Genomic DNA, 22948 nt, shown 5'->3' with positions numbered 1-22948 from the left:
GCACCCGGCGGACAGCGGACCAGCCTGGTTCCGGAGGCGCTCGGTCTCATCACCCCTCAGGGATGAAGCGCCTGCGCTGGACCGCCGAGCGGGAGACGGAACCGCACCCCCTTCGCGGGGATGCCCGCCCACGGTGACGACGGGGGCGGTGCTCCGGGCGGATCACCCTCACCGGCGAGCAGATCGGCGACCTCCCGCAGGTCGCCACCCCCTGGCCGTCGTCGATGCCGCGGGGCCCCCTCGACGCAGGCCCCGACGGGCGCAGCCCCCGCTGCCCGGTCCGGCCCTCGTCCGGAGCGGGTGAGGTCCGGCGACGGTCCCCGTCGCGACGCTGGGGAACGGCGCGAACCTGCGCGGGGTCCTCGGCGCGGCCGCTCTGGCCGACCAGGTCCCGGAGCAGCGCTCCTCGTAGTGCACACCGCACGCCGGCCGGCGCCGACCACGGAGGACACGTCATGACCACGATCGGCACCGGTCCGGCACCGGCGCGGGCGGGGACCGTGGTCCTCCCCCTCGCCCTGGCCCAGTTCATCGCCAGCTACGCCGCCTCGAACATGAACGTCGCGATCAGCACGATCGCCGACGACCTGGACACCGACGTCGCGGGGATCCAGACGACCATCACGCTGTTCACGCTGACGATGGCGGCACTGATGATCCCCGGGAGCAAGCTCACCGACATCTGGGGGCGCAAGTACTGCTTCATCCTCGGCCTGCTGGTCTACGGCGCCGGTGCGCTCCTGGCCGCCGTGGCCCCGGGGCTGGTGCTGCTGACCATCGGCTACTCGCTGCTCGAGGGCATCGGCTCGGCGCTCATGATCCCGCCGATCTACATCCTCGTCACCGTGCTCTTCGACGACCTGAAGACCCGGGCCAAGTGGTTCGGCGTCGTCAGCGGGGCCGCGGGCCTGGGCGCTGCCGCCGGGCCGCTGATCGGTGGCCTGGTCACCAGCTACGTCAGCTGGCGGGCCTCGTTCCTGCTCCAGGTGGTCGTGGTGGCCCTGATCGCGCTCCTGGCCCGCCGGATCGACGACCCGCCGCTGCCGGCCGAACGACCCCACTTCGACGGCCTCGGCGCGGTCCTGTCGGCGGCCGGGCTGTTCCTCGTCGTCTTCGGGATCCTGCAGACCAACACCCGCGGCTGGGTCTCGCCCCTGGTGTGGACCTACGTCGCCCTGGGCGTGCTCGTCCTGGCCGGGTTCTTCGTGTACGCACGGGCCCGGGAGCGCGGCGGCCGCACACCCCTGGTCTCGGTCCGCCTGTTCCGGAACCGCACGTCGAACCTCGGTCTGGTCACCCAGAGCATCCAGTGGCTGGTGATGCAGGGCGCCTTCTTCGTCATCTCGGTGTTCCTGCAGCAGGAGCGCGGCTACTCGGCGATCCAGACCGGCCTCATGCTGGTGCCGGCCACGATCGGTGTCCTGATCTCGTCCGGGATGGCCCAGCGGATGGCCAGCCGGCACCCGCAGCGCCTGCTGATCCGGGCCGGGTTCACCCTGACCGTCGTCGGGCTGGCCCTCCTCGTCGCCCTGGTCCGGCAGGACTCGGCCGTCTGGACCTTCTGGCCCGGCCTGTTCCTCATGGGGTTCGGCGTCGGCGCCATGCTCACCGCGTCGGTCAACGTCGTGCAGTCGGCGTGGCCGGAGGACGTCCAGGGCGACATCTCCGGCGTCTCCCGGAGCGCGTCGAACCTCGGCTCGTCGCTGGGCGTGGCGGTCGCCGGATCGGTGATCGTCGCGGCGACGGCCGGCGGCAACCCGCCGTTCCTGACCGCGATCGTGGTGGTCGGGTGCTTCGCGATCGTCGGGTGGGTCGCCGCCCTCCTCCTCCCCCACGGACCTCGCCGGGTCACGGCCGCCTGACCGTGGTTCCTCCAGCGTCGTCGACGGCACAGCGGACCGAGACGACCAGGAGACCCCCGGGCGACGGTGTGGGCGCTGACGCCTCACCGACGACCCGGAGTTCTCGTGTCCCACGCCGAGGCCCGTCCGACCGCACCCGGCCGGCGCCCGGATCCACCCTGCCGACGGCCGCGACCTGTGCCGGTGTCCCCCGCAGCCGCGGACACGACGGCGGCACCCCGGCCGCCGGCCGGGGTGCCGCTGTGGTGGAGCGCAGTGATCAGCTGGGGACCTTCGGCACCATTCGGTCGTACTCGTCCCGGGTGATGGCGCCGCTGTCCAGGAGGTCGCGGGCCTTCGCCGACTGGACCGTGTCGGCGTCGGCGGCCACCGACCGGATGTAGGCGTCGGTGGCGGCGCGCTGCCGCTCGACCACGCGCTCGGTGCGCTCGGCCATGGAGCGGCCCTGGGAGATCAGGTACACGAAGACCCCCAGGTAGGGCAGCAGGATCGTGAAGACCACCCAGCCGGTCTTGGCCCCGCCCCCGATGTCGCGGCGCGAGAAGAGGTCCCCGTAGACGCGGAACAGCAACCAGAACCAGAGGATCCAGCAGAAGAAGAGGAACATCGTCCAGAACAGGTCGAGCAGCGGCATGGGGTCCTCCTCGTGGTCCGGGTGATCGCCGCAGAGCCTCGCGAACACCGGCCCGCGGGCTCATCACCCCGGTCGGATGACAGCCGAGGTCAGACGCCCCGCTCGCGGGGAGCCTCGGGGAGCCCGGACAGGGCCGCCGTGAGGAAGGGCCCCACCAGCCGGCCGACGTCCTCGTGCGCCGCCGCGACCTCCATCTGACAGCCGTCGTGCGCGGTGAACCGCAGGGCGACCGGGCGCCGCCCCAGTCCGCGCACCTGCCCCGGCTCCAGGGCCTCCACCGTCACCTCCCGGCCGACCCCGACCGCGAGCGGCGTGAGCCACAGCCGCAGCAGGCCGGACCGGAGCAGGAGCACGCCGTCGACCCATGCCGCACGCGTGCGCCGGAGACACCATCGCGCGTGCTGCCCCCGGCGCGACCACGGGGGCGCGCTGACGCGACAGCGGAAGAAGGGCAGCTCACGGTCATAGCGGATCCGGCCCCACACCGCCAGGACGACGACCGTCGTCCCGACGAGGGCGACGCCGCCCAGCGCCACCAGGACGGGGGACATCGGGCATCACGCTCCCTCGCACGCGAGCCGATCACGGACGGGCCGGAGGGCACGCGGCCCGGACTGCTCACGTCGAGTCGTCGACGTAGGGCTCCGGTCCGGTCGTGCGGACCTCCATCAGGACCAGGCCCAGGCTGCTCAGGCGCTGCAGCATGCCGTGCAGACCGGGCTGATCCGTGGGTTCTGTCCGCAGGATGGTCAGTGGCGGCTCCTCGCCGAGGTCCTCCGCGCCGATCTCGTCGAGGAGCTCGGCGGGGACCGGTCCGCGCACACGGAGTTCGTACACCTGACGTCCCATCTGCACTGCTCCTTCGCTCGAGGCGGGCGCCGCGCGGCGGGAGTTCGCCGCAGGAACCGCTCAACGAGCCGGACGACCGCCGCCGCCGGTTCCCCGGGGACGCGTGAGGTCCGATCCGATCCCCGGAGCCTCGCGGGTCGGAGGGCCGGTTGCCTCGTCCTCCGTGGATGAGGCGGCCACCGGTGGCCGGGGTGCCCGGCCGATGAGGTGGCCACCGGTGGCCGGGTGCCCGGCCGGAGTGCTCCGACGGACCTCGCGATCCCGGGCGCCGGCCGCTCGACGGCCACGCGGAGTCATCCGGTCGGGGCGATGGGGCCCCGCCCGCCGGTCCCCATGCTGGGCGGGAGACACCCTCTCCCGGAGGTGCACCATGACCACGGTTGCAGCCGACTACCCACTCGCCGACCTGCTGTGGACGTTCGTCCTGTTCTTCGCCCTGATGGCGTACTTCTGGCTGCTCATCACCGTCTTCGGCGACCTCTTCCGCCGGCGGGACGTCTCGGGCTGGGGGAAGGCCGCCTGGACGGTGTTCGTCATCGTCGTCCCCCTCATCGGCTCACTCACGTACCTGATCACCCAGGGGCGGGCGATGGCCGACCGCGACGTGGAGCGGGTGGCCGAGGCGAAGCAGCGGGCTGACGAGCACATCCGCTCGGTGGCCGCCCCGGGCTACCGCGGGATCGACGAGATCGCCCGCGGCAAGGAGCTGCTCGACCGCGGGGCGATCAGCCAGGAGGAGTTCGAGCAGCTCAAGCGGCGCGTGCTGGTCTGAGCGTCCCGCCCAGTCTCTCCGGTCCGCAGACGTCAGGAACCGAGGGCCGTGGCCATGAGCACTTCCACCGACACCGCGCTCCGGCGCTCACTGCGGCGGTTCACCCTGGGTTCGGGGCCACTGAAGCGTGGCTCGGACCGGCTGCAGGTGGCCGGCCGGCTCGTCGTCGTCCTCGCCCTGCTGGTCGCCCCTCCGCTGGCCGTGGCCGCCACGGCTGCCACCACGTCGCGGCTCGAGGCGCTGGCCGCGGCCGGAGCGGCCGAACGGTCCCGCGTGGACGCCGTCCTGCTCGAGGACGCGCCGGAGGCCGGCGCCAGCGGCTACGGCGAGCAGGAGCCGGTGACGGTGCCGGCCCGTGCGGTCTGGCCGGTCCCGGGCGGGACGGAGCGCGAGGGCATCGTGCTGGTCAGCCCCCACACGGCCGCCGGGACGGCAGTCCCCGTGTGGGTCGACCGCGACGACGGGCACGTCACCAGCCCGCCGATGGACCGCAGCCGCATCGACGGCTCGGCCATGGGGGTCGGGGCGGTCTTCCTCCTCGGGGTCCCGCTCGCGACGTGGACCCTCTACGTCGTTCTCTGCGCCGCCCTGGACGCCCACCGGCAACGCCGGTGGGCGCAGGGTTGGGCGGCGGTCGAACCCGAGTGGGGCACCCGGCTGCTCTGAACCCGCCGGGCACCGCCCGTCCGGACCGGTCAGCCCACCGGCCGCGACGGCTCGGAGCCCTCGGTGGTGGTCCTCTCCTCGGCCTCGATCTCGTCGAGCGCCGCCACCAGGTCCTGCACGGGGATGTGGCCGGCCGCCACCAGCATGCCGCCGGACCGACGCAGCGCGGCCGCGAACGGGGTGGCCCAGACGTTCTCGTAGACCAGGACGCCCGCGGCGGTCCCGGGGTCCAGTGCCGCGGCGGCCTCGGCGAGGTCGTCCGGGCGGAGCAGACCGGAGGCCGCACCCTCGAACAGCGCCGCCTCGACGACCTTCATGCGCTCCAGGTCGAGCTGGCTCAGCGTCGTGACGGTGCCGTCCTCGTCCTTCCGGATGAACTCGAGGTCGAGGATGCGGATGACACCCCGGTCCACGAGGTCGATCAGCAGCGGGAAGGCCTCCCCCGTCATGCGCTCGGTCGGGAACGCCACGACGAGGTAGTCGATCGGTCCCATCTGGTCGAGGTCGGAGACCTGCTCGAGGTCAGCGGTCATGTCTCCCCCAAAGGGACGAGGAACGGGATTTCTCGGGGACGTCCCCACGGTGCCGGGGCGCTGCCGGTCCCCACGTCACCCGGCGCGGACGATCTGCTCCGTCGGCAGTAGGACGGCGAACGCAGCGCGCCGTGCACGGTGACGGGGTACACGAGCACGACGTCGACCGCGACGACGACCGCCGCGCCGACGGGGAAGACCCCAGCCCCGGACGGCGGGACGAGCACCATCAACTGCTCCGGCACGAGGAGACGCCGGGACGGGCGTGGCCCGTCCCGGCGGGGACGCGGCGCGGGTGCCCGTCCCCTCGAGGACGGGCACCCGCGCCCACTGCGGTCAGCGGTACTGGCTCTTCAACTCGCGCCCGTGGACGATGATCGCGTAGATCACGATGACGTCGAGTGCGATCAGGATGACCGACCACACGGGGTAGGCGGAGATGAACGCCAGGTTCACCAGGGCGCTCAGGAACGCGATCCCGACACCGACGACCCGGGCCGCCATGTTCCCTGCCAGGAGGCCCACCCCGGCCAGGACGGCGACGACGCCGATGATGATGTGGGTCCATCCCCAGGTGTTGTAGTCCACGTCGACCACGAGGCCGCTCGGGCGGACCAGGTAGAAGCCGTCGTCGAACACGGCGATGAGCCCCTGGATCGCCTGGAACGTCCCCATCATGATCAGCATGACGCCGCCGAAGACGACCCACCCTGCCCAGGCGCTGGGTCCCTGCTCGTAACTCTCGTCGGTCGCCGGCGAGCGGCGGTGCGAGGTGTCCGTCATGTGCCTGTCCTCCTTGGTCCGGCCTCGGTTCCGGGCCGCCCTGTGCAAGGGGGTGACGGGCGAGGTCCTGGGTGGTCGTGCGTCAGCAGCGTGTCGCCGCTGCGGCGGCTCGGCATCGTCCGCACCGCATGAACGGCGGCGCCGGTCACCCGGCTGAGCAGGCGTCCGGTGGGTGCGGAGCCGGCCCGAGCGGTGGCCGGGAGTCGGGGCCGGCGGTCCCGGTCCGGAAGGGGACGACGACGCCGGCGCCGTCGTCGTCGCATCCGGGGGCGTCGAGCTCGTCACCTGTCGGCCGGCGACGACTGCGGCGCGGCGGCTCAGCGCCCCGGCGGATCTCCAGCAGCTCCACGTGCCGCTCGATCAGCCGGTGCACGACGTCGGTGAGGTCGCGGTCGGCGGGGATGCGCAGCCGGTACACCGTGTTCCGCGGCACGCTGGTCGGTTCGAGGGGAACCCGGAACGCGGCCAGCGCCGCCGGGCTCAGGACTGTCCCGATACGCAGCTCGAACCGGTTCCGCGCCGCTTCCATGGCCACCGCTCCCTCCTGGCCGGCCCCGCCGGCCGTGAGCCGTACGAACCCCACCACGGTGGCGCGCAAGCACCTCGCCCGCCTCGTCCCCCGGGCATGAACTCAGAGCAGGCCACGCTCGCGGGCCCGGCGGACGGCCTGGTTGCGCCTGCTGACGGCGAGCTTGCGCAGGATGCTCCGGATGTGCGTGCGGACGGTGTTCACCGAGATGAACATGGTCGCCGCGATCTCCGCCGTGGACAGCATCCCGGCCAGGTGCTGGAGGACCTCCATCTCCCGGTCGCTGAGTTCCTGGATGACCTGCGCCACCTCGGACCGCGCCGCGCGGCGTTGCCCGTCGGGGCGCGGCTGGGCGGTCGATGACGGACTCAGCCACGCAGCGGGCTCCTGCAACCGGGGGTGGGTGCGCAGCAGACGGCGTGCCTGGGGCGGTGTGTCGATGAAGGGCCAGCGCAGCAGCTCCGGTCGTGCGAGCTCCAGCGCCGCGGCGAGCTGCTCCGCCGCGGCGGGCACGCGGCCGGCCTCCAGGAGTTGGCACGCCCGGATCACCGAGGACTCCACCGCCGCCGCCGGAACCGCGGGGGGCTCGGCCTCGGTCGGCGCGGGCGCGGCCGGGGCGCCGGACAGCAGTCCGACCGTGTCGCGCAGCCGCCGGCTCCACGGCTCGTCGGCGGTGGTGTCCTGGAGGATCGCCAGCCCCTCGTCGACGTGCCCTCGCGCCACCGCGAGCCGGACCAGCTCAGCGACGACCTGCTCGGCCACCCACCGGGGCAGGCGCGGGCCGCGCAGGTGCGGGCCCAGGCACTGCTCGGCTGCGTCGTACTCGTGCCGGAGCCGGAACAGCTGGCTCTGCAGCACCGCCAGCAGCGGTGGTGTCGTCGCAGCGGCGGAGGGCCCGCCGTCCCGGTCCCTCGTGCGGGCCCGAGCCCGGACCAGCCACTCGCGCGCCTCGGTGAGGGAGTAGCGGCGCAGGTGGACCCATGCCAGCGCGGCCGCCGCGGCCGGTTCCCGTTCGGCCTCCTCCCGGCCCTCGTCGCTCGCGAGCGCCTCGGCCTCCTCGGCCAGGTGGGCGGCTCGGGTCAGGTGGCCGTCCAGCGCCTCCAGAACCGCGAGGTGGGCGACGGTGCGGCTGCGCAGGCTGCGGGAGGCCGCCGTCTGGGCGGCGGCCGCGGCGCTGCGCAGTCCCGCGAGCAGCTGTCGGTCCGGCGCGTCGGTGCCGAGTGCCGCGAGCGCGCGCACGGAACTCAGCACCGCCGCACACTCCCGGTGCTCGCGTCGCTCCTCGCCGGGGAGCGCGGCCACGAGGGAACCGGCGGCGTCGGCCTCGGCCAGCAGTGCACTGGGGGCGGTGGCCGCTGCGGCATCCGCCACGAGGCAGGTCAGCGCAGCCGACACGCGGAGCATCATCCGATGCCCCTCCCCGCGAGCGGTCGCGACCGCGGCGAGGTCGGCCGGTGTGGGCACGTGTCCTCCGGCCAGCGCGGCGGCGCTGCGGATGACGGCGGCCTCGGGGCCGGGGAACTGCGCCGGGAGGGCTTGCACGCCCGGCAGCGCAGGGTCCGACCGGTGGGCCAGCAGGCGCATGACCAGCAGGTCGTCGATGAGCACCCGGGTGGCGAAGTCCCAGTCCCCCGCGGCGACGGCGTGCCCCACCGCCTCCGGGGACCGGCCCGCCTCGGCGTACCAGGCCGCGCAGGTGCGGTGCAGGCCGGCGACCTCACCGGGGTGGTCGTAGGCCAGCTGGGCCTGCAGCATCTCGCGGAACAGCGGGTGGATCCGGAACCCCTCGGGCGCCCCGGGGAACTCCTCCACGAAGGCGTTGGCCCGCGCCAGCCCGGCGAGGACCCGCCGGCCGATCGGCCGTCCGCAGAGCCGGTCCACCAGGTCCGGCCAGCACTCCGCCGTCACGCTGACCCGCATCAGGAACCGCCGGACGCTGGCCGGTTGCCGCTGGAGCACCTCCGCGAACAGGTACTGGGCCACGCTCCCGTCGTCGTGCGCCAGCGACGTCACCAGGTGCTCCGGTGACGCCCCCTGCTTGAGTGGAGCGGCGGCCAGCCGCAGGCCGACCGCCCAGCCCTGCGCCTCGGTGCACAGCGCCCGGGCGACCTCCGGCGACACCGGGACGCCCATGGCGGTGAGCAGGTCGTGGTTCTCCTCCGGCGTGAACGCCAGCTCGTCGCCGCGGATCTCGGACACGGTCCCCGCCAGGCGGTACTGGTGGAGCGGCAGCAGCGGGTCGGCGCGAGCGCACAGCACCAGTCGCAGCCGGCTCCCCCCGTGGCGGACGAGCAGGTCGAGACCGTTGGTGATCGCCCGATCCCTCACGTGGTCAGCGTCGTCGACCACCAGCACCACCGTCCGCGGCAGCGCAGCCAGGTGTGCGGCCAACTGCGGGACGAACCAGCCCGGCGGGGCCTCCCCCGGAACGAGCGACGGCAGATCGGTGCACGGGACCCCGGCGGCGGCCAGCGCTCCCACGACGTAGTTCCAGAAGGTGGCGGGGTCGTCGTCGTAGTCGTCCAGGGTGAGCCAGGCCACCGGTCTGCCGTCCTGCTGGGCCTGTCGCCACGAGGTCGCGAGCACGGTCTTGCCCGAGCCCGCCGGTCCGCTGAGCAGGGTCAGCGGGGACCTCTGAACGGCCCGGGAGAGCTGGCTGACCAGACGCGGCCGCAGCACCGTCGCGTGCGCGGGCTGCGGTGGGGTGACCTTGGACGCGAGCAACGCGACGCCCTGCCGCGTGGCGGGCGGGACCGTCGCTCCAGGAGCGGGTGAGCGGGCCGACGAGGACCTCACCATGGCTCGTCCTCCCCCTCGCTTCTCGGACCGTCCCCCGAAGTCGCGCTCCCCTCCCCCGGCTCCGCAGCCGGATGTGCGATCGATCCGTGCCCAGCCTCGTCCCCCCATCCGGCACACACAGAGCCGAAGGTCCTGTCGGATGGACCTTCCGGTGAACAGCAGGTGACCGACCGGAAGGGTCTCGCGGAGAACGGGTGACCGACTCACCCGTTTCGGATGAGGGGGATCCGCCGTCCTCGACGGATGCTGACGGCTCCGATGGCCGGGGAGGCCCCATGATCCCGACAGTGGACGACGGCCTCCGGTGGCCGTGAACCCGGTGGACCCGCCGGTGCGCAATCTCCGGCCGGTGCAGCCGCCCGACCCGTCCGGCGCCTCGCCCCCCTCCCCCTCGCCGGTCCTCGGCGTGCAGCCCGGCGGCAGCGCGGTCGAGGACGCGGTCAACGGTGCCGTCGCCGTCCTCACGGTCGCGACGGCACTCCTCCGGTACGTCGCGGAGACCGCTGCCCAGGGCCGGAGCGCCGTCGTCTCCCGGCTGCCGATGACCGGGCACCTACCCGCGCTGCCGCACGCGCTCGCGCACCCGGCGTCGGCCGCGGTACGTGCGCTGTCGGGGATGGCGGACCGCGTCGTCCCCGGCGTGACCCGTGCGGTGCTCGCCCGCCTCGACGTCCCCGCACTCGTCCGTCAGTACGTCGACCTGGACCGGCTCGCCGCGCTGCTGGACGTGGACGCCGTGGTGGCGCGGGTCGACCTCGACGCAGCCATGGACCGCGCGGACATCGCCCGCATCCTCGACCGCGTGGACATCGACGCCGTCGTCGACCGCGCCGACATCGCCCGCGTCCTGAGCCGGGTCGACCTCGACGCCGTCGTGGACCGGGTCGACATCGCCCGCATCCTCGACCGGGTGGACATCGACGCCGTCGTCGACCGCGCCGACATCGCCCGCGTCCTGAGCCGGGTCGACCTCGACGCCGTCGTGGACCGGGTCGACATCGCCCGCATCCTCGACCGGGTGGACATCGACGCCGTCGTCGACCGCGCCGACATCGCCCGCGTCCTGAGCCGGGTCGACCTCGACGCCGTCGTGGACCGGGTCGACATCGCCCGCATCCTCGACCGGGTGGACATCGACGCCGTCGTCGACCGCGCCGACATCGACCGGGTGATCGCCCGCACGGACATCGCCGGCCTGGCCCGGTACGCCGTCGCGGTGATCGACCTGCCCGGGCTGCTGCGCGCCTCGAGCGACTCGGTCACCTCGGACATGGTGCGCAGCGTGCGCGACCAGGGCGCGGACGCCGACCGGGCGGTGGAACGGGTCGTCGACCGGCTGCTGCACCGGCGCGGCCGCCGGACTGCGACGGAGGACCGCACCGCGGGACACGACGAACCGGGGCACACCGGTGACCGCGGCTGACGAGCGGCCCTCCTACGGCACTCCCTGGCACGACGCGCCACCGCCGCTGCCCGTCGCGGCGGAACGCGCCGGCATCCGGGGGGCCCGCGCCGGCCTGGTCACCCGCTCGCTGGCGAACGTGGTGGACGTGCTCGTCGTGGCGGTGCTGGTGGGCGGTGGCTACGCGGCCGTCGCGGCGGCCCGGTTCCTGCTGTCCCCGACCACGTTCACGTTCCCCGCACCGGCGCCGGCGACGCTGCTCCTCATGGGGCTCGCCGTCCAGGCGGTCTACTTCATGGTCACCTGGGCGGTGGCCGGCCGCACGTACGGCGATCGGATGCTGGGGCTGCGCGTGGCCGACGACCGGGGGGTCCGGCTGGGGTGGAAGCGGTGTGCAGCGCGGGCGGCACTCTGCACGATCTTCCCCATCGGGCTGGTCTGGGTGCTCGTGAGCGGGGAGAACCGCTCGCTCCAGGACCTGCTGCTGAGGACCTCGGCCCTCTACGACTGATCGCGGGTCACCCTCCCGAGGGGACGCCGGAACCGGCGACAGCGACCACCGTGGCGGCATGCCCGAGCCCGAGAACGGACGCGCACTGCCGTTGTGGCTGACCGTCGTCCTGGGCGTCGCCGGCGCGGCCGGCGCGCTCTGGGGGATCTCCACCTACTCGGGGATCGTCGCCCCCACCCTCCTGGCGTTCGTGCTGACCGTCACCGCCTCCCCGCTGGTGGGCGTGCTGGTCCGCCGCGGCGTGCGGCGGGGGTTCGCGGTCGCGGTGACCGTCGTGCTCGTGAACGGCGGGCTGATCGCGTTCGCCGTCGCCCTCGTCGTCTCGGTGGGCCAGCTGGCGACGGTCCTGCCGCAGTACTCCGACGAGTGGGAGCAGTGGGTGGACGACGTGCGCGGCGCCCTGGCCGCCGCTGGCGTCGGCCGGGAGCAGGTGGAACAGATGGTGAGCTCGCTCTCGCTGTCCTCGGTCGTCTCCGCTGTCGGTGGGCTGCTGGCCGGTGTGGCGAGTGCGGTGGGTGCGCTGGTCCTCGTGCTGGCCACGGTGCTGTTCATGTCGGCCGACGCCGCCGGGACGCCCGAGCGGCTGGCCACGGTGCCGGGCACCTGGCGGCTGCGCGCTGCCTTCGGCGACTTCGCCCGCAACACCCGGCGCTATCTGGTCGTGACCACGATCTTCGGCTTCGCCGTCGCCGTCGTCGACTACGTCGCCCTGGTACTGCTGGGGGTCCCGCTGGCCCTGCTGTGGGGCCTGCTGTCGTTCCTGACCAACTACGTCCCCAACATCGGTTTCTTCCTGGGGCTGGCGCCACCTGCGCTGCTCGCCCTCCTGGACGGGGGGCCACGTCAGGCGGTTCTCGTCGTGCTCGTCTACACGGTGGCGAACTTCGTCCTGCAGTCGGTCATCCAGCCGGTCGTCGTCGGCGACGCCGTCGGCCTGTCGGTCACGCTGACCTTCTTGTCCGTCATCGTCTGGACGGTGGTCCTGGGGCCCTTGGGCGCGATCCTGGCGATCCCCCTCACGCTCTTCCTGGTCGCTCTGCTGGTCGGCCAGGACCCGGAGCGCCGGTGGGCCCGGGTCCTGCTCGCAGGCGCGTCGGGCGCGGGCTCCCCGGAGAAGTCGGCCGGGTCCGGCAGGGGCCGCCGACGCGCGGGCGAGGGTGTGCCGGCCCCTGCCCCGCGGTCGTCTGCGGCGGACGATGACCGCGCCGTCCCCGACGGACCAGTGTCGGGTCGGGCGGAGACGCAGTCCGACGTCCCGCCAGCACCCGGTTCAGGTGAACCGTGACGACCACGGGAGGTCCGCCATGACGACCCTCGCGCCCCCCTCGGACCGCTTCGCCGTCCTGGACGTGCTCATCGCCCGCGCTCTCGCCGAGCTGCGCGACGCCCGACTGCGTTGCGCGAGGACGAGCGACCGGCAGAACCTGGACCACCAGACGCGGGCCGAGGCCAACCTCAACGCCCTCCTCGAGTACCGCCACGCGACCCAGCACCGGTGATCCGGCCCGCTGTGCACCCACCGATGCCGTCCGCTGCGGATGACGCGAGCGAGGAGCGAGGTCCCACCGGAGCGGACGCCTCCGGGCAGTGACCCCGGTCTCGACGCCACCCGTACGCATCCGGTGACCGCTCGGCCGCTCGATCGCCGGGCGGATCAGTCGGCTCGGGCCACCGGTTCCTGCGGTTCCTGCTGCGGGTGTGGCTGACCGGTCCGGGCGAGCACGACGACTCCGACGGCCGCGACCACTGCGGCGGGCAGCCAGATCGCGGCGTGCCCGGGCTCCAGCCGCTCACCGAGCAGCAGCCGGGCGGCCGGTACCGCGGCCAGGGGGTCGAGCAGGATCAGGGCCGGCAGCGACCAGGAGAGCGACCCACGCGCGTAGGCCTGCTGACCGGCCAGGATCGCGACGCCGGCGACGACGACCGCCCCCCACATCGCCACGCCGGCCAGCGCGCGTGCCCAGCCACCCTCCTGCAGGCTCCGGATGCCGACGGAGATGAGCACGGCGGCGATCCCCGCGGCGATGCCGGCGGCGCTCCCGCACGCGACCGCTCCGTGCGGCCCGTGTCCGAACAGGGCCGCCCCCACCACCAGGGCAACGGAGCCGACGACCGCGACGACCACCGCCACGGAGGACGGCGGCGGCTGGTGGGCGGCCGCGGTCGGCTGTGCGGCGAGGAGGAAGACCGCCAGCCCGCCCGTGGTGAGCGCGACACCCACGAGTTCCAGCCGGAGGGGCACCTGCCGATTGCGGACCGCACGGAGGCCCAGGCCGAAGACCAGCGTGACAGCCAGGACCGGCTGGACCACCGCAACGGGCGCGACCGCCAGTGCGGCGACCTGGGCTCCGGTGCCGAGCACCGTGGCGGTCTGGCCCAGCATCCACCTCCGCCGCCTCACCAGGCGCCGCAGGCTCAGGCGCCGGTCCGTCGTGCTCAACTCCGCCGCCTCGTGCTGCAGGACCGCGCCGACCGCGAAGAGCACGGCCGCCAGCGCGACCAGGCCCAGCCCCAGGACGGGGTTCCCGGTCCGGTCCTCGGCGAGTGCCTGCATGCTCCAGGTATGCCCCTCCGACCGCCGGCTGGCCAGGGGCGTAGGGCCGTCCGCGGTCGAGGCCGATCGACCGGGAGTAGTCGACCACCATGCCGGACGACGGGACGGGTGCGGTGGTCGGCTCCTCCGCCCGCCGAGGCGCTGCGGATCGTCGGCCGGCGACCAGCATGCCGCTGGGTCGAGCTCTACCACGGCACACCGGGCACCGTGTCCCGGTGCGTGGATGATGGCCCGATGCTGCTCATCGAGGATCGCGATGACGTTGCCGTTCTGCGCATCGAGCACGGCCGGGTCGGCGCCCTGGACGTGGAGCTGCTGAACGCACTCGCCGAGGCGGTCACCGCATGCGACCGCGCGCTGGTCCTCACCGGCAGCGGCTCCTCCTTCTCCGCCGGGGTGGACCTGCGCCGGATCCTGGACGGCGGCCGGCCATACACCGAGGAACTCCTGGCGGCGCTGTCCCGCACGTTCCGCGTCGTGTTCGACCATCCGCGGCCGACGGTTGCGGCGGTCAACGGGCATGCGATCGCCGGCGGCTGCGTGCTGGCCCTCGCCTGCGACCTGCGGCTGATGTCGGGCGGACGGATCGGGTTGCCCGAGCTGGCGGTCGGCGTCCCCTTCCCGACCACCGCCCTGGAGATCGTCCGGCACGCGCTCGGCTCCCGCGCCGGCCGGGTGCTGCTCGGCGCGCAGACCGAAGACCGCGAGCGGGCGCTGAGCCTGGGGATGGTCGACGAGCTCACCGAGCCCGGCGAGCTGCTGCCGCGGGCGGTCGCGCTGGCCGCTGAGCTGGCCGCCCGGTCGCCGGAGTCCTACCGGCTGGCCAAGGTCGCGCTGCACCGCCCCGCGAACGCGGCGATGCAGGCGATCGCCGGAGGTGACGCGGCCGTCCTCGCCGGCTGGACCGCTGACGACACCCGGCTGCGGATCGAGGCCGCGCTGGCGGCGCTCGCCCGGCGCTGAACGCGATCCCGCACGCCCAGGCGTCGGCCGTGAGTGTGCCGGCGTCCACCAACAGCCCGGGCGGTGGCTGACAGGTCAGCTGCCCTGGCCATCGGCTCGCGCGCCGGGTTCCTCGGCCGACGCGAGCACGAGCCGGGATCCGCGGAGCACGCTGATCCGGACGGCGATGTAGTGCCAGCCGTGGTGCGCGCTCAACGGCGCGAACTCCACGCGGTCGAGCTCGGCGATCTCGTTCGGATCGACGATCAGCCGAGATGGGCCGATCACGCTGACGGACCAGCCTTCTCGGGTCGCCGGCTCATACGTGTCGACCTCGAAGGCCACGACGTGTCCGTTCCTTGCGGAGGCGATCGCCGCGGCGGCCAGGCTGGCCACGACCAACTCGTCCCCTCGGACCACGAAGTGGCTCGGGAGGATCATGGGTAGCGCGCCCTGCGTGAAAGCCAGCCTGCCGAACGTCGCCGACCCCAGGAGAGCACAGCACTCCTGGTCATCGAGATCGTGGAGGAGGTGACGAGTCGAGCGCATGGCGGACCTCACGGTGGAACACGATGCCCGGTCGGAGCCGCTGTCGGAACCAACCTCCGTGTGCGGTCTCCCTCGTCCCGGCGTGGGAGGTGACCACGAGACACAGTTCCGGCCACTCCTCCTGTGTGACGACGCACACAGACTGTGACGGGACGGAGCAGCGGCCCGAAGAGCCGGCCCGACGTACTACACACCCTTGACGATCTGCGTTGATCCCGTAGAGGATTCGGCAGCCCACCCCTCCCCGAGGAGCGCTGCCGTGACCGTGATCGCGAACGACCCCACACCCGGCTCGGACGACCTGTGGCGCTGGTCCGCCACTCAACTGGCTCACGGCATCGCCACCGGGCAGGTGTCGGCGCGCGAGGTCGTGCAGAGTTGCCTGGATCGCATCGACGCGGTCAACCCGCGGCTCAACGCGCTGATCGAGGTCCGGCCCGAGGAAGCGCTCGAGGCGGCCGACGCAGCCGACCGCGAGACCGCGTCCGGCGCCGAGCTCGGCCCCCTCCACGGCGTACCGGTGGCCATCAAGGTGAATTCCGACCAGGTCGGTCACGCGACCACGAACGGGGTCGCGGCCTTCAAGGACAACGTCGCCTCGACCGACAGCCCGCACGTGGCCAACCTCCGGCAGTCAGGGGCGATCCTGCTCGGCCGCAGCAACACCCCGGCGTTCTCCTACCGCTGGTTCACCAACAACGACCTGCACGGGCGGACCCTCAACCCCTGGGACGCCGCCCGCACTCCGGGCGGGTCCAGTGGCGGTGCGAGTTCCGCTGTCGCGTCGGGCATGGTCCCGATCGCCCACGGCAACGACATCGGGGGATCGGTCCGCTACCCCGCCTACGCCTGCGGCGTCGTGGGTCTCCGGCCGACCGTGGGCCGGGTGGCCGGTCTCTACGGCCCGGAGGGCGCCGACCCGGCGCTGTCGGTGCAGTCGATGCTGGTGCAAGGTCCCCTGGCCCGCTCGGTCGCCGACACCCGTCTGGCGCTGCGGGGGATGACCGGTGCCGACCCCCGCGACCCCTTCCACGTGCCCGGGGCGCCCGCAGCGCCGGCCGCCGAACGCCCGTTCCGGATCGCCGTGGTCCGCGATCACGGCGTCGCCACGCCCACCCCGGCGGTCGATGACGCCCTGGACCGGGCCGCCAGCTGGCTGGGCGACGCCGGCTACGTGGTCGAGGAGGTCGAGCTCCCGTTGCTGGCCGAGGCCTACCGGCTCTGGTACCTGCTGTGCATGGAGGAGTTCCGGCAGATCATGCCCCTGGTCGAGGAGGTCGGCGACGAGGGCATGAAGAAGGCGGCGGAGGGCTACTACGCCGTCTCCGCCGAGTGGTGGGGCGAGCGGCCCGGCCTGACCGACTACATGAACGGGTACGCGCGGCGGGGCACGTTGATCCGCCAGCTCGGGGAGTTCATGCAGCGCTTCTCCACGGTACTGCTGCCGGTGTCCGCCGAGCAGGCGTTCGAGCAGGACGCCGACATCGCCAGCGTCGAGAGCATGCGGCGCGTGATGGCCGCACAGGCGTCGATGATGGCCATCCCCGTGCTCGGGTTCCCCGCGCTCTCGGTGCCCACCGGGATAACCGACGGACTGCCGGCCGGCGTCCAGCTGCTGGGCCGCCGCTTCGGCGAGGACGGCATCCTCGACGCCGCCGAGGTGATCGAAGCCCGCGCCGGCACCTTCACGCCCATCGACCCCCACTGACCGTGGCCGGTGGGGCGCCGTCGCGCCGCGGTGACCTCCAGCCGACCCGGCCCGTTGGACGAGGAGTCGCTGCTCGATGCGGGCGCGGTCATCGAGGCCGGCACCGGCATCCTCACGCCGATCGACCCCCGTTGGAGGTCAGAGCGTCGCCGCCCGTCGGAGGCGGCGCTCTGTCATCGCCGCCGCGACCGCGTCGAGCCGATGACGCCGCCGGGACGGTGCTCAGTCACGGCATCCGGGTACGCGAGGCCCTGGTGCGGAGGCCGCGGGACGAGTGGTCGCGTGACGGTCGGCCAGCAGTTTCATGGAGCCATAACCTGACTGCGTGCCCGCCTGGCCTCCCAATCCCCGTATGCCGTACCTGCGTCTCCCGGAGCGGGCCTGGCGTGCGGTCGCAGGGAACAGCCCGCCGACCGCGCCGATCGGCCTGCGGGCCCAGTCCAGCCGGATGGACGACCTCACCGCGCACGCCGCGCTGGGCCTGGCCCTGCGCATCGGCGCGTCCATGCTCGCCGTCGGAGCTCCCTCTGCCGACGTGACCGCGACGGTGCTGCGGGTCGCCGCGGCCTATGGGTTGACCAGCTGCCAGGTCGACATCACCTTCACCTCCCTCACGGTGAGCTTCGACCGGGAGGACGCGGTACCGCTCACCGCGATGCGGATCGTCCGGATGAGCCGGACCGACTACACCCGCCTGCAGGGGATCACCGATCTCGCCCGTGCGATCGGCGCGGGTGACCTCGACGTCGAGGAGGGACACCGCCGACTGGACCGTGTGGTCGCGGCGCCCGCCACGTACCGCCGGACGGTGAATGCGCTGGCCTGGGCCGGCGTGGCCGGGTGTTTCGGGATCGTCCTCGGCGGTGGGTGGCGGGAGGCCCTCATCGCCGCCCTGACCACCGCCCTGATCGAGCAGGTGCTGCGCGTGCTCAACCGGCGGAGCCTGCCGGTCTTCTTCCAGCAGGTGGTGGGGGCCGCGCTCGCGACCGGGGTCGCCGTCCTCCTGCTCGCCTGGGACGTCGACGTCCGGACCTCCCTGGTCGTCGCCGCCGGCATCGTCGTGCTCCTCGCCGGCCTGTCCCTGGTCACCGCGGCCCAGGACGCGATCAGCGGGTTCCCGGTGACCGCCGGGGCGCGGGCCTTCGAGGTCGTGACGCTGACCGCCGGCATCGTCGTGGGCATCGCCGGCGTGCTGGACCTGGCCCAGCGCGCCCGACTCCCGCTGACCGTCGTCACGTCGCCCTCCCCGGTGCCCTTTCCCGTCGCCCTGGCCGCATCCGCCGGGATCGCCGGGTTCTGGGCCCTGGCCAGCCATGCCCGGCCGCGCGCCGTCGGCCTCGCCGCGATCGCCGGAGCGCTGGCCTGGACGACGTTCTGGGCGCTCAGCGCAGTGGGTGCCGGCGCTCCGCTGGCCAGCGGGGTCGCGGCCGTCGTCATCGGGTTCTGCGGTGAGGTGTTGACCCAGCGGCTGCGGGTCCCACCGCAGCTCGTCGCCGTCTGCGGCATCGTCCCGCTGCTGCCCGGGCTGGCGATCTACCACGGCCTGTTCCGGATCGTCGTCGACGCCGACATCGACGGCGGACTCGCTGCCCTCGTCGGGGCCTCGGCCGTCGGTCTCGCACTTGCCGCCGGCGTCACGCTGGGTGAGTACCTCGGCAGGCCGGTCAGCGGTGAGCGGGACCGGTTCGACGAGAGGGTCCGCAGGCGGGCCATGACCACCGACTGAGCTGCTCATCGGCCACGCTGCGGCACGGACCTCAGCCCACGACCTGGGAGGACGTCCGCACCGGACCCACGGGGCCAGGGCGTGGCGCCGCGCCACGACGAACGGGGCTCAGCCGTGCGGCACGCCAGCCCCGCAGGGAACTGAGCACCGCCACGCCCTCCGCCCGCCCGAGATCGGCCACGTGCAGCACCCGCTCCGCCAGGCGGCCCGTCTCGAGCAGACGCGCGCGCTCGACGCCCGGGAGGCACCCGGACCCCAGCGGGGGTGTCCACCACCGCCCGCCGATCCGCACCGCGAGCGTGGCCCGGGTGACCTCGGTGAGCTCCCCTCTCACGTTGACCATGATCACGTCGTCGACATCAGGGCGCCGCTCGCGTCGCCGGTCGTACGGCTCCCGCATGCTCGTCTTGTGGTAGAGCCAGGACTCCCCCGGGTCGACCGGCTCGTCGTCGACCGCGAGCAGCACCGGGGCCGCCGGGATCCCGGGTGGTGCTGCCACGTCGATGGCGAGTGTCCCGCTGCGGCCGAGCCGTAACCGGACGCGCGCCGCCGGCTCCCCTGCCAGCCTGGCCTCGAGGAGACGGCGCGCCGCCGGCAGGTCGAACCGGAACCCCAGGTGCTCGGCGGAGTCCGCCAGGCGCTGGAGATGCCGATCGCCGTTGCGCAGGCCCCGCCGGGGCTCGAACCGCATCGTCTCCATCAGCTCGAACTCGCGGGGCCGGGCACGGAGGACGGCCGCCTTGGCGAGCACCTCGTCGTGTTCGGCCGCCGCCTCGGAGCTCCAGGTGATGCCGCCCCCGGTGCCGTACACGGCCTCCCCCGTGGTGCTGTCGACCACGGCCGTGCGGATGGCCACGGTGAAGCGGGCGCGCACCGGCGCGTCGGGCGGCCCCACGAGGCCGATGGCTCCGCAGTAGACGCCACGGGGCTCGGGTTCGACGGACCGGATGATCTCCATCGAACTCGACTTGGGTGCCCCCGTGACCGAACCGCAGGGGAACAGGGCACCGAACAGCTCCACCAGCCCCGTTCCGGGGCGGAGGCGGGCCGTGACGTCGGAGGTCAGCTGGAGGACCGTCTCGTAGTGCTCGACGGTGAACAGCGCCGGCACGTCGACGCTGCCGATCTCCGCGACCCGGCCGATGTCGCTGCGCATGAGGTCGACGATCATGACGTTCTCTGCCCGCTCCTTGGCGCTGGAGCGCAGCTGCTCGGCCGCGCGCCGGTCCTCGTCCCGGTGTCGTCCCCGCCGCGCCGTCCCCTTCATGGGGCGGAGCAGCACGTGGTCCCCGCGGCGTTCGAAGAACAGCTCGGGGCTGGCACTGGCCACGGCGAACCGGCCGAGGTCCAGGTAGGCGTTGTGGGCCCCGCGCTGGCTCAGCGCCAGGTCCTGGTACAGGAGGAAGGGATCCCCCACCACGTGTCCGGACACCCGCACGGTCAGGTTGCACTGGAACGTGTCCCCGGCGGCGATCCGCTCCTGGACCTGCCGGACGCCGCGGGCGTGCCCGGCCGGGGTCCACGTCGGTCGCCACCGAGCTGTCCCTGCCGGGCGTGCGCCGGCCGGCACGGCGGCCTCCAGCGTGGGCACGGGAACCGGCTCGTCGCAGAGCCCGAACCACACCAGTGGCATGCCCATGGGCGTGGACCCGTGCACGGCGAGCTGCGGGTCCAGACCGGCGGCGGCCTCGTAGGCGAGGTATCCGAAGGCCCACTGCCCGGCGTCGGTGGCCCGCTCCACCTCGGTCAGGACGTCGAGGACCTCCTCGGGCCGCTCGGCGACCAGCACGCGGCGTGGCGGCGGGCAGCGGACCGCGGTCCCCGCGCGCAGGTCGTCGAACCGTGCCCACGGCGCCCCTGGCCGGCTGCCGGAGCTCACCGTGCCGTCGTTCGGGGACCCACCGCGGCGAGCAGGTGGAACGAGCCGCTGACCACGACCGGCAGCCGGGGGTCGGCCCTGTCTGCGGCACGGGTCACCGCGCACGCCGGGTCCTCCGCCACCACGGCCTCGACCCCGCACTCCCCCGCCGCCTCGGCGATCTGCTCGGCGGGCACCGACGTGCCGGCGGGGTGGTCGCCGTCCTCGGTGGCGAACTGCGTGGCGACGACCACGGACGCGGTGGGGGCGATGACCCGCACGGCGGCCCGGAGGTCCTTGTCCTGCTTGAAGGCGAGCACCCACGGGAACCGGGCGCCGGGATGGACCTCCTGCAGGGTCGCGACCAGCGCTGCGAGCTTCAGCGGGTTGTGCGCTCCGTCGAGGACCGCCGGCCGGCCGCCGATGACTCGGCGTTCGAACCGGCCGGGGAGCGTGGCGCTCCGCAGCCCCAGTCGAACGGCATCCGCATCGAGGGCCCAGCCGTCCCGGGCAGCCATCGACCCGACGGCACGCAGCGCGAGATGGGCGTTGCCGGCCTGGTGCCGCCCGGTCAGGCCGAGGGTCAGGGGCGGACGGCCCCGGAGGCGCAGCTCGGTACCCCACGGCCCGACCCGGGCCCCCACCACCGGGGGACCTTGATCGACCCACCGCAGAGCGCAGCCCCGGCGAGTGGCCTCCGCGCTCAGCACCTCCTCCACGTCCGCACTGGGTTGGCGAGCGGCGACCGCACGACCGCCGGGCGGGAGGATGCCGGACTTCTGCGCCGCGATCTCGCGCAGCGAGGTGCCGAGCAGGTCCTGGTGGTCCAGACCGATCGGCGTGATGACCGCGAGCTTGTCCGCCCGGGAGATCGTGTTCGTGGAGTCGAGCAGTCCTCCGACCCCCGTCTCGACGACCCCGTAGTCGACGCGGTCGGCGAACAGGCTGAAGGCGATGGCGTTGGTGACCTCGAAGAACGACGGCCGACCGTGTCCGGCCCGCTCCACGGCCTCGACTGCCGGCCGGATCCGGACCAGCGCTGCGTCGACGAGCTCGGCCGGCGCCGGCCCGCCGTCCACCTGGAACCGCTCGAGGAGGGAGTAGACGTGCGGTGAGAGGTGGACCCCGACCCGGAACCCGTGCGCCCGCAGCAGGCTCGCGACGACGGTGCTCACCGAGCCCTTCCCGGCCGTGCCGGCCACGTGCACGGCGCGGAAGCGGTCCTGCGGATGCCCCAGCTCGCCGACGAGGGCCTGGGCGCGGGCGAGCCCTGCGCCCGCCGGTCCCCGTTGCGGTCCGAGCTCCTCGGACAGGTACCGGCGGACGCGGTCGAGCGCGGCCCGGGACGAGGGTGCGGTGGTCGGCGGCGGCCGGACCGCGGTCCGGGTCGGCATCAGACCTCCAGAGGCCGGTTCACCGGAAGACGACCGTGCTGTGGCCGTTGAGCAGCACCCGACGCTCGCTGTGCCAGCGCACGGCCCGGGAGAGCGCGAGCGCCTCTGCGTCCTGACCGACGGTGGCCAGCGCTCGGGGGTCGAAGGTGTGGTCGATGCGGATCACCTCCTGCTCGATGATCGGGCCCTCGTCCAGGTCGGGCGTCACGTAGTGCGCGGTCGCGCCGACGAGCTTCACCCCGCGGTCGAAGGCCTGGTGGTAGGGCTTGGCGCCCTTGAAGCCCGGCAGGAAGGAGTGGTGGATGTTGATCGCCCGGCCGTGCAGGGCTGCGCAGGCCTCGTCGGAGAGCACCTGCATGTACCGGGCCAGCACGACCAGGTCCCCCCGGTGCTCGTCGACCAGCTCCAACAGCCGCTCCTCGGCCCGTCGCTTGGTGGCCGGGGTGACGGGCAGGTGGTGGAACGGCAGCCCGGCCGCCTCGGCCATCGGACGCAGGTCCTCGTGGTTGGAGACCACGGCGACGAGCTCGGCGCCGAGGCTGCCGGCCCGCCAGCGGAAGATGAGGTCGTTGAGGCAGTGGCCGAGCTTGGACACCATGACCACGACTCGCGGCGGCTGGCCCCCGGTCATCTGGTAGGCCATGCCGAACGCGTCGGCCACCGCACGGAACTCCGTCGACAGGTGGTCGGCGTCGGTGTCCTGCGAGCAGACGAACGCGGTCCGCAGGAACAGCTGGCCGCGGACGGCGTCGTCGAACTGCTGGTGCTCGACGATGTCGCAGCCGTGCTCGAACAGGAACGAGCTGACCGCGTGGACGATGCCCGGACGCTCCTGGCAGCTCAGCGTGAGGGTGAAGGGGTGGGACACGGTGCCTCC

General features: G+C 73.7%; 22 protein-coding genes. 10 read left to right on the top strand and 12 right to left on the bottom strand.

The window, feature by feature from the left end; all coding sequences use genetic code 11:
• Positions 1-455 precede the first annotated feature (455 nt).
• Positions 456-1862, top strand: coding sequence for an MFS transporter (locus CRP39_RS15535; RefSeq protein WP_097207274.1), 1407 nt, complete (start codon positions 456-458; stop codon positions 1860-1862).
• A gap of 259 nt (positions 1863-2121) precedes the next feature.
• Here the strand turns inward: CRP39_RS15535 and CRP39_RS15530 are convergent, their stop codons facing one another.
• The 3 genes from CRP39_RS15530 to CRP39_RS15520 form a co-directional block, all read right to left on the bottom strand.
• Positions 2122-2496 carry an SHOCT domain-containing protein gene (locus CRP39_RS15530; protein ID WP_097207273.1) on the bottom strand — a complete coding sequence of 125 codons (375 nt, stop codon included), beginning with the start codon at positions 2494-2496 and terminating at the stop codon, positions 2122-2124.
• An 89-nt stretch (positions 2497-2585) separates the two neighbouring features.
• Entirely contained in the window at positions 2586-3047 is a 462-nt protein-coding gene (locus CRP39_RS15525) for a hypothetical protein (protein ID WP_097207272.1), read from the bottom strand.
• 67 nt (positions 3048-3114) lie between these two features.
• Positions 3115-3345 carry a hypothetical protein gene (locus CRP39_RS15520; protein ID WP_143426664.1) on the bottom strand — a complete coding sequence of 77 codons (231 nt, stop codon included), beginning with the start codon at positions 3343-3345 and terminating at the stop codon, positions 3115-3117.
• Positions 3346-3715: 370 nt separating this feature from the next.
• On the opposite strand from CRP39_RS15520, the gene CRP39_RS15515 reads away from it, so the two are divergent.
• Complete coding sequence (locus tag CRP39_RS15515) at positions 3716-4117, top strand: SHOCT domain-containing protein (RefSeq protein ID WP_097207270.1); 402 nt, start codon at positions 3716-3718, stop codon at positions 4115-4117.
• Positions 4118-4171: 54 nt separating this feature from the next.
• Entirely contained in the window at positions 4172-4783 is a 612-nt protein-coding gene (locus CRP39_RS15510; protein WP_143426663.1) for an Rv1733c family protein, read from the top strand.
• 29 nt (positions 4784-4812) lie between these two features.
• Here the strand turns inward: CRP39_RS15510 and CRP39_RS15505 are convergent, their stop codons facing one another.
• The 4 genes from CRP39_RS15505 to CRP39_RS15485 form a co-directional block, all read right to left on the bottom strand.
• A complete protein-coding gene (locus tag CRP39_RS15505; RefSeq protein ID WP_216359759.1) occupies positions 4813-5316 on the bottom strand; it encodes a DUF6325 family protein in 504 nt (167 codons plus the stop codon).
• Between the two features lie 336 nt (positions 5317-5652).
• The gene (locus CRP39_RS15495) at positions 5653-6099 is read right to left on the bottom strand and encodes a DUF7144 family membrane protein (RefSeq protein WP_097207267.1); all 447 of its coding nucleotides are present in this window, start codon (positions 6097-6099) and stop codon (positions 5653-5655) included.
• A gap of 145 nt (positions 6100-6244) precedes the next feature.
• Positions 6245-6634 carry a hypothetical protein gene (locus CRP39_RS15490; RefSeq protein ID WP_143426662.1) on the bottom strand — a complete coding sequence of 130 codons (390 nt, stop codon included), beginning with the start codon at positions 6632-6634 and terminating at the stop codon, positions 6245-6247.
• Positions 6635-6730: 96 nt separating this feature from the next.
• Positions 6731-9427 carry a winged helix-turn-helix domain-containing protein gene (locus tag CRP39_RS15485; RefSeq protein WP_101811064.1) on the bottom strand — a complete coding sequence of 899 codons (2697 nt, stop codon included), beginning with the start codon at positions 9425-9427 and terminating at the stop codon, positions 6731-6733.
• A gap of 304 nt (positions 9428-9731) precedes the next feature.
• On the opposite strand from CRP39_RS15485, the gene CRP39_RS15480 reads away from it, so the two are divergent.
• From CRP39_RS15480 to CRP39_RS15465, 4 genes are read left to right on the top strand one after another with little or no spacing between them, the layout of a single operon-like run.
• Complete coding sequence (locus CRP39_RS15480) at positions 9732-10850, top strand: hypothetical protein (RefSeq protein ID WP_097207264.1); 1119 nt, start codon at positions 9732-9734, stop codon at positions 10848-10850.
• A complete protein-coding gene (locus CRP39_RS15475) occupies positions 10837-11340 on the top strand; it encodes an RDD family protein (RefSeq protein WP_245853900.1) in 504 nt (167 codons plus the stop codon). The genes CRP39_RS15480 and CRP39_RS15475 overlap by 14 nt, the downstream gene beginning before the upstream one ends.
• Positions 11341-11398: 58 nt before the next feature.
• Entirely contained in the window at positions 11399-12625 is a 1227-nt protein-coding gene (locus CRP39_RS15470; protein WP_097207263.1) for an AI-2E family transporter, read from the top strand.
• A gap of 19 nt (positions 12626-12644) precedes the next feature.
• The gene (locus CRP39_RS15465; protein ID WP_097207262.1) at positions 12645-12839 is read left to right on the top strand and encodes a hypothetical protein; all 195 of its coding nucleotides are present in this window, start codon (positions 12645-12647) and stop codon (positions 12837-12839) included.
• Between the two features lie 155 nt (positions 12840-12994).
• On the opposite strand, the gene CRP39_RS15460 is transcribed toward CRP39_RS15465, so the two are convergent.
• On the bottom strand, positions 12995-13894 hold the full coding sequence (locus CRP39_RS15460; protein ID WP_097207261.1) for a DMT family transporter: 900 nt from the start codon (positions 13892-13894) through the stop codon (positions 12995-12997).
• Between the two features lie 234 nt (positions 13895-14128).
• Here CRP39_RS15460 and CRP39_RS15455 point away from each other — a divergent pair, with 234 nt between their 5' ends.
• Positions 14129-14857, top strand: a complete 729-nt coding sequence (locus CRP39_RS15455) for an enoyl-CoA hydratase/isomerase family protein (RefSeq protein ID WP_097207260.1) — start codon at positions 14129-14131, stop codon at positions 14855-14857.
• Positions 14858-14932: 75 nt separating this feature from the next.
• Here the strand turns inward: CRP39_RS15455 and CRP39_RS15450 are convergent, their stop codons facing one another.
• Positions 14933-15385 (bottom strand): pyridoxamine 5'-phosphate oxidase family protein, encoded by a 453-nt coding sequence (locus CRP39_RS15450; protein WP_097207259.1) that lies wholly within the window; start codon positions 15383-15385, stop codon positions 14933-14935.
• 259 nt (positions 15386-15644) lie between these two features.
• Here CRP39_RS15450 and CRP39_RS15445 point away from each other — a divergent pair, with 259 nt between their 5' ends.
• Both CRP39_RS15445 and CRP39_RS15440 read left to right on the top strand, forming a co-directional pair.
• Positions 15645-17093, top strand: coding sequence for an amidase family protein (locus CRP39_RS15445; RefSeq protein ID WP_097207258.1), 1449 nt, complete (start codon positions 15645-15647; stop codon positions 17091-17093).
• Positions 17094-17445: 352 nt separating this feature from the next.
• Positions 17446-18819, top strand: a complete 1374-nt coding sequence (locus CRP39_RS15440; protein WP_097207257.1) for a threonine/serine exporter family protein — start codon at positions 17446-17448, stop codon at positions 18817-18819.
• Between the two features lie 31 nt (positions 18820-18850).
• On the opposite strand, the gene pabB is transcribed toward CRP39_RS15440, so the two are convergent.
• Genes pabB through purU form a run of 3 tightly spaced genes read right to left on the bottom strand, consistent with a single transcriptional unit; the run spans position 18851 to position 22939 of the window.
• Positions 18851-20698 (bottom strand): aminodeoxychorismate synthase component I, encoded by a 1848-nt coding sequence (gene pabB / locus CRP39_RS15435; RefSeq protein WP_097207256.1) that lies wholly within the window; start codon positions 20696-20698, stop codon positions 18851-18853.
• Entirely contained in the window at positions 20695-22071 is a 1377-nt protein-coding gene (locus CRP39_RS15430; RefSeq protein ID WP_097207255.1) for a bifunctional folylpolyglutamate synthase/dihydrofolate synthase, read from the bottom strand. Before CRP39_RS15430 ends, pabB begins: the two co-directional genes overlap by 4 nt.
• Before the next feature lie 19 nt (positions 22072-22090).
• Entirely contained in the window at positions 22091-22939 is an 849-nt protein-coding gene (gene purU, locus CRP39_RS15425; protein ID WP_097207254.1) for a formyltetrahydrofolate deformylase, read from the bottom strand.
• Positions 22940-22948: the final 9 nt, after the last annotated feature.

Origin of the sequence: Geodermatophilus sabuli (genome assembly GCF_900215145.1) — a bacterium.
In the GTDB taxonomy this organism is placed as follows: Bacteria; Actinomycetota; Actinomycetes; order Mycobacteriales; family Geodermatophilaceae; genus Geodermatophilus; species Geodermatophilus sabuli.
Note: the sequence above shows the minus strand (reverse complement) of the source record. Positions and strands in the feature narration are given on the sequence as shown.